Origin of the sequence: Nocardia sp. NPDC057440 (assembly GCF_042802915.1) — a bacterium.
Taxonomy (GTDB): Bacteria; Actinomycetota; Actinomycetes; order Mycobacteriales; family Mycobacteriaceae; genus Nocardia.
In genome coordinates this window covers 246,345-257,762 of the sequence record NZ_JBHVDF010000013.1, presented here as the reverse complement: position 1 = coordinate 257,762, position 11,418 = coordinate 246,345, and the positions used below count along the sequence as shown (strand labels likewise).

Annotated in this window: 10 protein-coding genes; 4 read left to right on the top strand and 6 right to left on the bottom strand. The window is 66.3% G+C overall.

The window, feature by feature from the left end; genetic code table 11:
• Positions 1 to 1,018 precede the first annotated feature (1,018 nt).
• Both ACFU4Z_RS25910 and ACFU4Z_RS25905 read left to right on the top strand, forming a co-directional pair.
• The gene (locus ACFU4Z_RS25910) at positions 1,019 to 1,522 is read left to right on the top strand and encodes a flavin reductase family protein (protein WP_379067372.1); all 504 of its coding nucleotides are present in this window, start codon (positions 1,019 to 1,021) and stop codon (positions 1,520 to 1,522) included.
• Between the two features lie 223 nt (positions 1,523 to 1,745).
• Positions 1,746 to 2,228: an adenosine-specific kinase gene (locus ACFU4Z_RS25905; protein ID WP_379067370.1), complete on the top strand. Its 483-nt coding sequence runs from the start codon at positions 1,746 to 1,748 to the stop codon at positions 2,226 to 2,228.
• Positions 2,229 to 2,304: 76 nt separating this feature from the next.
• Here ACFU4Z_RS25905 and ACFU4Z_RS25900 read toward each other — a convergent pair whose 3' ends face one another.
• The 5 genes from ACFU4Z_RS25900 to ACFU4Z_RS25880 form a co-directional block, all read right to left on the bottom strand.
• Positions 2,305 to 2,922 (bottom strand): TetR/AcrR family transcriptional regulator, encoded by a 618-nt coding sequence (locus ACFU4Z_RS25900; RefSeq protein WP_379067368.1) that lies wholly within the window; start codon positions 2,920 to 2,922, stop codon positions 2,305 to 2,307.
• A 71-nt stretch (positions 2,923 to 2,993) separates the two neighbouring features.
• Positions 2,994 to 4,508 carry a flavin-containing monooxygenase gene (locus ACFU4Z_RS25895; protein WP_379067366.1) on the bottom strand — a complete coding sequence of 505 codons (1,515 nt, stop codon included), beginning with the start codon at positions 4,506 to 4,508 and terminating at the stop codon, positions 2,994 to 2,996.
• Entirely contained in the window at positions 4,505 to 5,362 is an 858-nt protein-coding gene (locus tag ACFU4Z_RS25890; protein ID WP_379067364.1) for an SDR family NAD(P)-dependent oxidoreductase, read from the bottom strand. The genes ACFU4Z_RS25895 and ACFU4Z_RS25890 overlap by 4 nt, the downstream gene beginning before the upstream one ends.
• Positions 5,346 to 6,251 (bottom strand): alpha/beta fold hydrolase, encoded by a 906-nt coding sequence (locus tag ACFU4Z_RS25885; RefSeq protein ID WP_379067362.1) that lies wholly within the window; start codon positions 6,249 to 6,251, stop codon positions 5,346 to 5,348. Before ACFU4Z_RS25885 ends, ACFU4Z_RS25890 begins: the two co-directional genes overlap by 17 nt.
• Positions 6,248 to 7,594 (bottom strand): cytochrome P450, encoded by a 1,347-nt coding sequence (locus ACFU4Z_RS25880; protein WP_379067360.1) that lies wholly within the window; start codon positions 7,592 to 7,594, stop codon positions 6,248 to 6,250. Before ACFU4Z_RS25880 ends, ACFU4Z_RS25885 begins: the two co-directional genes overlap by 4 nt.
• A gap of 239 nt (positions 7,595 to 7,833) precedes the next feature.
• Between ACFU4Z_RS25880 and ACFU4Z_RS25875 the strand changes: the two genes are divergently transcribed.
• Complete coding sequence (locus ACFU4Z_RS25875) at positions 7,834 to 8,985, top strand: cytochrome P450 (RefSeq protein WP_379067358.1); 1,152 nt, start codon at positions 7,834 to 7,836, stop codon at positions 8,983 to 8,985.
• A 163-nt stretch (positions 8,986 to 9,148) separates the two neighbouring features.
• Here the strand turns inward: ACFU4Z_RS25875 and ACFU4Z_RS25870 are convergent, their stop codons facing one another.
• Positions 9,149 to 10,192 carry a fused (3R)-hydroxyacyl-ACP dehydratase subunits HadA/HadB gene (locus ACFU4Z_RS25870; RefSeq protein ID WP_379067356.1) on the bottom strand — a complete coding sequence of 348 codons (1,044 nt, stop codon included), beginning with the start codon at positions 10,190 to 10,192 and terminating at the stop codon, positions 9,149 to 9,151.
• Between the two features lie 234 nt (positions 10,193 to 10,426).
• On the opposite strand from ACFU4Z_RS25870, the gene ACFU4Z_RS25865 reads away from it, so the two are divergent.
• Entirely contained in the window at positions 10,427 to 11,410 is a 984-nt protein-coding gene (locus ACFU4Z_RS25865; RefSeq protein ID WP_379067354.1) for a GlxA family transcriptional regulator, read from the top strand.
• Positions 11,411 to 11,418: the final 8 nt, after the last annotated feature.

Here is an 11,418-nt window from a genome sequence, read left to right as displayed (position 1 = left end):
CGCGATCAAACCGCCGGCGCCGAGTATCTCGTCGTCGGGATGCGCGGCGACGACGACCAAGTGCCGCCACCCGGTGAGGGACAGTTCGGGGCGACCACACCGCCATCGCGCCCAGACGTCGTCGGGAGTACCGCGAACAGCAAGATCGGTCATCGACTCGGCAACCATGAGAACTCCTTTTCCGCCAAATCGCGGCCGAGATCGGCCAGGTCTCGCTCCGCATGACTCCGGCGGAGGTAAAACGGTGAGGTCGGAGACACGCTGTGCGTGCTCGGCATCCGGGCACAGTGGACCCAGCGCCGAGTCCGCGCGCGTACCCGAGTTGCGCCCGCAACCAGGAGTCGTCGACCTCGGAGTCTGCGTCGGTGGTGGCGAACCAGGTCTCGGCCCCACAGGTCGCGCCTGCCTCGGCGAAACCCAGCGAGCGGGCAGCGTCGCCGTTGCGTTCGCCGACCTCCATCCTCTCGACGTTCGAGGCGGGCACCCGCGCGGAGGCCTCGGTACCCGCGTCCAGGGCGAGCCGGATCCGAACCGGAACATCCACCCGCTCCGCCGCGCGTGCCAGCGCCGTCAGGCAGGCGGGCAACAGCCGCGCTTCATCCCGAACCGGGACGACGACCAGAACTCGAGCGATCACGCCGGCATCCTCGTGCCGGTCGGTGTCCGCGCAACGGGCACCGTCGCATCCCGAGTTGCTCATGGTTCCCGGCTACCCCGTGGCTCGGCGAGCAAACAGCCAGCATCACGCGTTCTAAGCTCCGCGCGCCGCGAGCCCCACGGGCGAACTAGCCCACGATCACCCGAAGCCGACGGCGATCTCCTACTGTGGGATCGAGTCTTCTTGTTGCACGAAATACCCGAACCGGTATCGGTCGAGTAGCAAAGGAGGTCCGGATGGCAACCGAGGTCGCCGAATATGCCACCCGGTGCGCGCTGAGGTTATTGCTGTCGGCGGCGGAATCGCTCGGCGGCTGACGCGCCCGATCTGTCATCGACTCCCCGATCCGAGGAGCACACCATGCCCAACACCGGACACGAAGACTCATCCTTCGAGGCAGTGATCGCGGCCGCCGACTATCCTGTCTGCGTCGTGACGACGCGGAAAGGCCCACAGCGAGCCGGCTGTCTGGTCGGTTTCACCTCCCAGGTGGGCATCGATCCGTTGCGATTCCTGGTCGGAATCTCGAAGAAGAACCACACCTTCGAGGTGGCCATGCGCGCACATCATCTCGCCGTGCACCTGCTCGGTCACGACCAACTGTCGCTGGCGGCGCTTTTCGGCACCGAAACCGGCGACGACATCGACAAGTTCGCCCACTGCGACTGGCATCCCGGTCCGGCCAGCTTGCCGATCCTTGATGCCGCAGCGGGCTGGTTCTGCGGACGAATCCTCGAACGCCACGACTTCGGCGACCACGTCGGGCTGCTGGTTGCCCCCGAAGCCGGGTCCGCCCCGCCCCCGCGCACCCGCGCCCTCCGCTACAGCGCGGTATCCCAGCTGCGGCCCGGACACGAGGCGTAGATGGCCGCATCCGATACGAAGATGGTGGGCGTCGCACGATCGATCACTCGAAAGTACCGATCCTTGACGCACTCGCCGGGGCCACGGCGAGGACGAGTGAGGCGGGGAGGTGTCGGGTGGCGCTGCGCTCCGACGTGCCGGCCTCCGGCGAGCTGAACATACTCGTGAGCAGATCGGTGCCAAAGTGCTGTGAATCCACATCGGCGAGGCGCAGTATGTTGCTGTGGAGTTGACAACTGTGCGTATCGACAAACCGGACGATCTCAACGTCATCATCGGACAGGCCCACTTCATCAAGACCGTCGAGGACCTGCACGAGGCGCTGGTCGGTATCGGTCCCCACCTGCGGTTCGGTCTGGCATTCTGCGAGGCATCCGGGCCGCGTCTGGTCCGCCACTCCGGCAACGACGACGACCTGGTCGAGCTCGCGACGAAGAACGCAGTCGCCGTCGGAGCCGGACACTCGTTCATCGTCTTCCTCCGCGAGGGATACCCGGTCAATGTGCTCAATGCGGTCGAGCACGTCCCGGAGGTCTGCGGAATCTTCTGTGCGACAGCCAACGCTGTGGATGTGCTGGTCGCCGAGACCGAGCTGGGCAGGGGAATCGTCGGCGTGGTCGACGGGTCTGCGCCGCTGGGCGTCGAGAATGCCGACGACCAGGCAGCCCGCAAACAGCTGCTGCGCCAGATCGGCTACAAGATGTAGCAACCCGGGCCGAGGGCCCCTCGACGGATACCGGACTCCCCGACCAGGCGGAGGTCCGCTGCGGTGCGGTCTCGTCTCACAAGCGGGGACCGACCAGCGCGATCGCCGACTCTACGGCGACGTCGATGATGTCGGCGATCCGGCCACCGTCCTCGACGGTCCTCGCCATGAGCTCGCGGAAGCCGCCGAGTAGGATCGTCGCCACTTGACGGGTGGGTGGATGCAGGCTGGCGTCAGTGAATTCTGTTGTGCTGGTGAGCTTCTGGATCAGGTCGACGAACGCGTCGCCGGTCTCTCGCTGTAGTTGCCTGGCATCCTCGCCGAGGGCGGGAACGACGCGGATCCAGCTGAGCGTGATGGTGGGATCCTCCTGCGAGAAGTGGATCCACGCCTCGATGGCCTGGCGCACCTGGGTGCGCCAGGGCGCATGCGAATCCACAGCGGCATCGATCTGCTGGATCGTTTCGGTGTTCCGCTCGCTCAGCAGAGCGATGAAGCAGTCCTGTTTGCTGGCGAAATGTTCGTAGAAGGTGCGGCGAGAAGTACGGGCGTTACGCACCACGTCGGCGACAGTCGAGTCCCGATAACCGCGTTCGCGCACTGCGACGGCCATGCCATCGAGGAGGCGACGCCGATGCCCCGGACCGGCCGGGGCATCCGTGGAGGTGCTCGGTGCGGGCTCGGTACGTGTCACAGGAGTCAGCGTAGTGACTTCCCTCGTCGATCCGCGTCGCGACCGATCCCGGCACGCGGCCACCGCGCTTCTCATGCGGTGGCCTGCTCGGGGCCGTGGCCGGGTTCGACGACCTCCGTGAGTCCGCTACCCGACGCCGCGCGCCGACCGGCGAAGCGGATGGTGCCGTCGTCGATCCGGCCGTGCCGCAGGGTGATCACGTCGTGGCCGTAGCTCATGCCCAGGCGCCACGGAGCCCGAGAACCTGCCTTGGGGAATCGGTCGATGGCACGCAGGACGTAGCCGGCCTGGAAGTCGAGCAGCGGGGTCTCGGTGACGGTCGGGTCGGGCCATGGCGTGCTTTCGGTGTAGCCGTTGGTGTCCATGTGCCGCAGCAACCGGCAGACGAATTCGCTGACGAGGTCGGCCTTCAGCGTCCAGGACGCGTTGGTGTAGCCGATGGTGAATGCGAAGTTGGGTACTCCGCTCAGCATCATCCCCTTGTACGCCATGGTTTTCGGCAGCGGGACTTCTCGTCCGTCGACGGTGAGCCGGAGCCCGCCGAGGGCGAGCAGCTGCAGTCCGGTTGCGCTCACCACCACATCGGCTTCGAGTTCGCGGCCGGACTCGAGACGCAATCCTGTCTCGGTGAATCTGTCGATCCGATCGGTGACCACCGAGGCCCGGCCGTCGCGGATCGTTCGGAACAGGTCCCCATCCGGAACCAGGCACAACCGCTGATCCCACGGCCCGTAGGCCGGCTTGAAGTGCGTGTCGACGTCGTAGCCATCGGGCAGCTGGTTGATGGTCAGTTTGCGGATGAACTTCCTCATCTGCTGTGGCCGCCGTTGGCTGAACTGGTAAATGAAGGTACCCAGCAGCACGTTCTTCCAGCGCACGACCGTGTAGGCGCGTCTGGGTCCGATCAGCCTGCGCAGCCGGTTGGCAACGGTGTCCTCCGAAGGCACCGGGAAGATGTAGCTCGGCGACCGCTGCAACATCGTCACATGTCCGGCTGCCTCGGCCATGGCAGGCACCAGCGTCACGGCGGTGGCGCCGCTGCCGATGACGACGACCCGCTTACCGGTGAAGTCCAGGTCGGCGGGCCAGGACTGCGGATGTACGAGCTGCCCGCCGAAGTCGTCGACTCCGGCAAAGTCGGGTGTGTAGCCCTCGTCGTAGCGGTAGTAGCCGCTGCAGACGTAGAAGAAGTCACAGGTGAACACCGCGGTCGTGCCCGCGTGCTCGGCTCGCACCGTCCAGCGGGATTCGGCGGAGGACCAAGACGCGCCGATCACTCGATGCCCGAACCGGATACGCCGGTCGATGCCGGCGTCGGCGGCCGTAGCGCGGATGTACTCGAGGATCGCCGGACCGTCGGCGATGGCTTTGGCCTGCGTCCACGGGCGGAAGCGGTAGCCGAGCGTGTGCATATCGGAGTCCGAGCGGACGCCGGGGTAGCGGAACAGATCCCAGGTGCCGCCGATGGCATCGCGGGCTTCGAGGATCGCGTAGGTGCGGTTCGGAAACGCCGCATGCACGTGATGCGCGGCGCCGATTCCCGACAGCCCGGCACCGACGATCAGGACATCCACATGTTCGGTCATGCCCGCGCTCCCGCCTTGTTACGAGCACGCAGCCGCCGCTCCACCAGTGCGATCACGTCGTAATAGCGCGTCGGCGCCACCCGCGCCAGTACATCGAACAGGTAGGCGTCCGGGCCGACCAGAATCCGCGACTTCCCCGCCTCGACTCCGCGGCATATGATTTCGGCCGCCTTCGCCGGGCTGGTCAGGGCCACGGCCTCGAATTCGGCGGCCATCTGCTCAGGCGTTCGCCCGCGACCTTCCGGGTCTTTGCGGACGCGGGCGTTGCGCGCGATATTGGTCGTGATGCCGCCGGGATGGACGTTCACCGCGGACACGCCGGTTCCCCGCAGCTCCTGACGCAGCGCGTCGGTGAACCCGCGGACCGCGAATTTCGCCGCACAGTAAGCGCTTTGATTGGGCATCCCGAGCAGACCGAACACACTCGAGGTGTTCACGACGACGCCCTCGTCCTGCTCGACGAGGATGGGCAGGAAGGCCCGCGTACCGTTGACCACTCCGTCGAAATTGATCTGCCGCAGCCACTCGTCGTCCTCGGCTACCGCGTCGAGCACCGACGAGGAGACCGCCACACCGGCATTGTTGAACACCGCCGCCAGCGGTGCGGTCAGCCAGTCGCGCACCTCGCCGGCGAACGCGAGCTGGTCGGCGGCATCTCGCACGTCCAGGACGCGGGTCAGCACCGGGCCGGTCAACGACGTTGCCGTCTCCTTCAGTCCGATCTGGTCGATGTCGGCGATCGCCACGGGCGAGCCCCGGCGTGACAACTGTTGGGCGAGACTGCGGCCGATTCCGGAGGCCGCGCCGGTGATCATGACCGGGCGGCCGAACAGCGGCCTATGAGTGCGGGGCATCGGTGCTCCTGGCTTCGGACGTGCGGATATGGTCGTCGAGGAGGTCGACGAGGTCAGGCCATATTCCCGCGGGCAGGTCGTGGCCCATGCCGGGAAGGGTCCGGAGGCGCGCTCCGGCAATGGAATTCGCGGTCGCGGTCCCTCCTGTCGGGGCGACCATCAGGTCGCGGTCACCGTGCAGGACCAGCGTCGGCGCTGTCACGGCGCTCAGCTCTCGCGTCCGATCGCCGGACTTCAGGATGCCGGCGAGCTGACGGCCGGCGCCGGGAGCCGGAGCGGGGTCGCGATCCCAGGTCGTGGCGGCCGCCGTACGCACAGCGGACTCGTCGAACGGATATCCGGTCGACGAGATGTGCCGGTACATGCGCACCGCCTGATCAATGTGCTCGGCACGGTTTCGCGCCGGTCGACTGAACATCAATCGCCAGGTCGACCATGCCGGACGGCCCAGCCGGGCGGCGCCGGTGGTGGACATGATGGATGTCAGCGAGTCGACCCGGGACGGATAGCGGGCGGCGACGGTCTGCGCGATCATGCCGCCCAGCGACATTCCGATCAGATGCGCGGACGGCAGCTCGAGTGCGTCGAGCAGACCGACCGTATCCGCGGCCATATCGGTGAGATCGTATTGGTCGCGATGCCAATGCCGGCGCAGGAAATCCACCGGGCCCGGCGGCGGGAAGCCGAGATGCGTCGAATGGCCGACATCGCGATTGTCGAAGCGAATGACCTGATATCCGCGTGCAACCAGCAGCGCGCACAACCCGTCCGGCCAGTCGTGCAACTGCTGGCCCAAACCTGCGACCAGCACGACCGGAACACCGCCCGCACCCAGTCGCTCGTAGGCCAGGGTAACGCCGCGGCCGACCGCCGCGCTCTGCCCGCTCACGCCGTTACCTCGGTGACGCGGCCCCGATCCGCGATCGCCTGTTGCGGAGTGCGGCGGCGCACCACGGCGCGTCCCTTCTCGGCAGGGACGAGTGCCACCCCGCGGAAGTGTGTCCGCTCGTCCGGCGCGCCGGTCGTTTCGAGCGTGAAATCCCTTAGCAGCGTGCGCAAGACGATGTTCAGCTCCATGGTCGCGAACGCCGCGCCGATGCAGCGCCGCGCACCGCCGCCGAACGGGATCCAGCTGAACGTGCCCGGGCGCACACCGACGAACCGATCGGGGTCGAAAGCGCGGGCGTTCGGGAAGAGCTCCTCGTTGTCGTGCATCAACCGGATGCTCACCACCACGGTCTGTCCCTTCGGCAGAGTCCACCGCCCCAACTGCATCGACTCGGCACGGACCGTGCGCGCTGTGGCATCTATGACCGGCCGGACCCGCTGCACCTCGAGCAGCGTGGCTTCCCGCAATTCCGAACCGCCCGAATCGGCTTCGGCAACGAGGCGATTGAGCACATCGGGGTGGCGGCGCAGTCGCTCGATCGTCCACGCGAGCGTCGTCGCGGTGGTCTCGTGGCCGGCGGTCAGCAGGGTCAGCAGCTCGTCCGCGATCTCGCTGCGACTCATGCTGGAGCCATCGTCGTATCGAGCTTGCAACATCATCGCCAGCACGTCGTCGCGGTCTTGGATCTGTTCGTCGGCCGAAGCCCGGTCGATCAGCCGTCCGACAATCTCGTCGTAGCGGTTGCGGTAGGCCGCGAACCGGGCCCACGGGCCGAAGCGGCCCAGCATTCTCCTCGGAACCGGCACCGCAGCAAGCGCCGACCCGACGAGAACCAATTTGGGAAGTAGCTCGCGCAGTTCGTCGAACTCCTTGCCTTCGGCGCCGAACACGGCACGCAGGATCACATTCAAGGTGATCCGCATCATCGAATCCATCGTCGCGAACTCGTGTTCCGACGGCCATGACGCCATCTCGCGGACTGCTTCCTCCTCGATCAGCGACTCGTACACGGCCAGGCGGCGACCGTGGAACGGAGGTGTGAGCAACTTGCGTTGCTTGCGGTGTTCCTCGCCTTGCAGCGAGAACAACGAGCCCGGCCCCAGAAACTGCCCGAGGTTGACGGCGACATTGTCGGCGACATCGGTACTCGCGGTGAACAGCGCTTTGACTTCGGCCGGATCGGAAACCACCACCACCCGGCCGAATCTGGGCATGTGGATGGTGAACGCCGAGCCGAAGCGATCGTGCATGCGCCGCCAGGCCCGAGAGCGTCCGAAGAGTATCTCCAGGCTCTGCACGATCCGCGGCGTAGAAGGGCCATCCGGAAGTTTCACAGCGGGCATCCGCCCACCTCCTCGCGTGGTACATCTATGTACCACGTTGACGGTACGCCGACGTACCGTCGACAGCAAGAGTATGACGACAGCACATTTCGAGATCAGGCTGTTGTGGCGGAGCCCGCGCGACGAAACATTCCCGACCCGCGCCAGCTGAGGGATCAGCCCGCCGCGCCGCCCGCCCCGTCGAGTGGTCGGCGCGCCCACCCAATACCCTGTGAGGACACCGACAGTGAGGTGGCGCGATGGTGGAGATGACGGTGATCGGTACGTCGGCGAGCAGTCGATGGGACGAGCACGCCGCCTGGCACGGGCCGGTGCGGCGCGCGGAAATTCCTGGCGGCCAACATGTTTGGGTGGTCGCAGGATACGACGAGGTAGCCACACTGCTCGCCGATCCCCGACTGAGCCTGGACAAGAAGCACGCGAGCGACGGTTATTCCGGTTTCGCGCTACCACCTGCGCTCGATCGAAACCTGTTGAACATGGACGGCGCTGAACACCGCCGGATCAGAAGGCTCGCCGGACCCGCGTTCTCCCGACGTTCCTCCAGAAGTCTGCGCGCCGCCGTCGCCCGGACGGCCGCGACGGTGTTCGCTGCGCTGCCCGAAAGCGGCAGCGAGACAATTGATCTGCTCACTGCCGTGTGCGTCCCGGTTCCGGCACTGGTGATCGGCGAACTGCTCGGAATACCCGCCGAGCTCCATTCGCGCCTGCGCGAGGCCGCCACCGCCATGGTGACTGTCGATGCCACGTCGAAGGCGTCCGGGCAACGGCTCGTGGCCGCGATCGGCTGGCTGACCGCGACATTCGCAACACTGGTCGAGTCGAAGCGGGCAGAGCCCGGAGACGACCTGCTGAGCGGGTGGATCCATGCCGGCGACATGGAGGAAGCGCTGTCCGAGGACGAACTGGTATCCCTCGCCTTCCTGATGATGCTGGCGGGTTTGGAGAACGCCGTGCACATGTGCGGCAACATGATCGCCGCCCTCCTCACGACGGACGATGCCGCCGCAACCCTCGCCGCGTGGCCGACGTCCCGCGGCGGGCTGATGGAACGCGCCAATCCACTGCCGTTTGCCATCCGACGATTCGCGGTCACCGACCTCGGACTCGGCGAGCACACCATCTCCGCTGGAGACACCGTGCTGCTGACGCTGTTCGGCGCCGATTCCGACCCGGCGCGCAACGGCAGGCCCAGCCTGATGTTCGGCCGCGGCCCGCATTACTGCCTCGGTGCGCAAGCCACCGACCTTGTCGTCGACGCCATCGTCCCGCCGCTGTTCGTGCGGTACCCCCGAATACGTCTCGCTGTTGCGGAATCAGCGCTCGAGTACCGAACCTCGTGGCGCTCACACGGTCTGGCTACGCTGCCGGTGCTGCTCACGCCGCGCTAGCCGCCATCGTCGAGGTTCGTTCAGGTCGCGGGCCGTCTCGTATCGCAGGGTCGAGCCACCCCGGTGGCACCGCCGATGTGAAACCGACGACGATCCGTGCATGGGCTCACCGTGGCGGGCGGAGACCACGCACGCCCGCCCGGCAGCACACGACGACAGTCGGTCAACGGAGTGCGACCGCGGCGGTCGCGCGACCGAAGATATTTCGTCCTCGATGCTTGGCGCCAATGGCCACGATCGCACTGGACCGAACGGGGTCGAGCTCTTTGATCCGACCGGTGAACTCGATCTCCGCACCGGCCTCCGTGACGTATACCGGACTGGTCAACCGCACATTTAAGGCACGCATCGCGCCCGGGTCACCCAGCCAAGAGCTGACGTAGTCCGCGGCGAGCCCGATGGTGAGCATGCCTTGTGCCACCACGGTTTCCAGACTCATCAGATGCGCGAGCTTCTCACTCCAATGGATGGGATTGGGGTCACCGGAGACTCCCGCATAGTTCACCAAATCGCCTACGCTGAGCCGGACCGTCCGCGGCGGAAGCTGATCGCCGACGATCAGCGAACCGAACGCCACCACGTTCTCCCCCGCGTCACGCCAGTGGTCTTCCGGGCGGGGGATGGCAGGCACGTCGACACGACGCGGTCGTCTCTTCCGACGCGGGCCGACCTCGGGATCGCTGAAAGCAGGCATCAGCGATTCAACTGCGGTTTGCGCGAGATCGGGCTCGACGCTACTGCGGCCCGCGATGGCCGTGCGCGAGGTCATGACCGGCTCGTCGCGATGATTGAAGACCACCTGACGCAGTCCTATGAGATCTCCGCCGAATGCCCGGCGAAACGACTCCAAGCACACCTCGAAGGTCAGGCGGTCGCCCTCGTGGATTGTTGTGTGGTACTCGATCATCTGATCGGTCTGGATCATCTGGCTCAGGTCGTAGCCGCGCAGAATCGTCGGAAAGATCTCGGAGTAGGCCAGGTGTCCAGGGACGGACGCGAACGTCGGGGGCGCGAGGAGACCCGGGTAGCCGTAGGCAGCGGCAATGTCGTCGCGCCAGTGCGCGAGGTGATGGTTTCGTACCGCTTGGGCGAACTCACGGATCTTCTCCCGGCCGACTTCATAGTGATCACTGGCACGGTAAGTCCGCCCAACCATCGAATGCGCGTGGGCCACGGGATCGAAACCATCGGTACGGTTACTGAACACTGGCGCGAATTTACCCAATTACCAGTGCATATCCGTTGAACCCGGTAGGTTCGTCGTTTCGCGACGACGCCGATGGGCGGCAGGACTGCATATTCAGTCGATGTCGACCTCGTTTCGGATCGGGACAGAACGACGTTTTCCCACTGCCGGACAGCAGCGTCATCCGCGAGCGATGGCTGGATCTGACAGAGATAAGTCGTTGCGGCCATCGGCGCGGACGCCGACGATAGACTCATGACCTTGATCCACCGCGTCGTTATAACGGCCTTCCCCGATGTCGACTTGCTCGATGTCGCCGGGCCTGCCGAAGTATTCGCGCTGGCGAACCGCGAGGGTGGCGGGCGAGCACGGTACGACGTGCGGCTGGCGAGCCCCACCCAAGGCGAAGTGCGCACGGCCGCCGGGGTCCGTGTCGTCACCGATCTCGGCTTCGACGAGGTCGAACACACGATCGACACGTTGATCGTCCCGGGTGCGGTGGATTCGCTGCCCCATGGGCCGGTGGCGCGGGTCGAGCCGGAGATCGTGATGTGGATCCGGACCGTCGCGCCGCGCACGAGGCGGATAGCCTCGGTGTGCGTGGGTGCGCATCTGCTCGCGGCCGCAGGCTTGCTGGACGGAAAGACTGCCACCACCCATTGGTCGACAGCCGACCAGCTCGCCGCCGAGCACCCGCACGTCGTCGTTGACCCCGACCCTATCTTCATCCGCGCGGGCCGGATCTGGACCGGCGCCGGGATCAGCGCATGTCTCGACCTCGCCCTGGCACTGGTGGCCGAGGATCACGGCGAGGAACTGGCGTTGCAGGTCGCGCGGCAATTGGTGGTGTACCTCAAACGTCAGGGTGGCCAAAGCCAATTCAGCGTGCCGCTGAGCCGTCCCGCGACCACCCGCCGTGACATCGATGAATTACGGCTCTTCGTCACCGAACATCTGGACGATGATCTGTCCACCTCGGCGCTGGCGGCCAGGATGTGCCTGAGCGAACGTCATTTCACGCGTGTCTTCCGGCAGGAAACCGGCACCAGCGCCGTGGTCTATGTCGAGGCATGCCGGGTCGAAGCCGCGCGCCGGCTGCTCGAAACCACCGACCAGCCGCTCGAACGAGTCGCCGCGACGGTGGGACTGGGGTCGGTCGAGACCCTGCACCGCGCCTTCCGCAGACAACTCGCAACCACCCCGGGCGACTACCGCAACCGGTTCCGCATCGCGACCTGAACGTCGAG

Coding starts and splice junctions, on each gene's coding strand:
- ACFU4Z_RS25910 (WP_379067372.1), top strand. CDS start 1,019: ATGCCCAACACCGGACACGAAGACTCATCCTTCGAGGCAGTGATCGCG.
- ACFU4Z_RS25865 (WP_379067354.1), top strand. CDS start 10,427: ATGACCTTGATCCACCGCGTCGTTATAACGGCCTTCCCCGATGTCGAC.
- ACFU4Z_RS25880 (WP_379067360.1), bottom strand. CDS start 7,594: ATGCCCGCTGTGAAACTTCCGGATGGCCCTTCTACGCCGCGGATCGTG.
- ACFU4Z_RS25895 (WP_379067366.1), bottom strand. CDS start 4,508: ATGACCGAACATGTGGATGTCCTGATCGTCGGTGCCGGGCTGTCGGGA.
- ACFU4Z_RS25875 (WP_379067358.1), top strand. CDS start 7,834: ATGGTGGAGATGACGGTGATCGGTACGTCGGCGAGCAGTCGATGGGAC.
- ACFU4Z_RS25890 (WP_379067364.1), bottom strand. CDS start 5,362: ATGCCCCGCACTCATAGGCCGCTGTTCGGCCGCCCGGTCATGATCACC.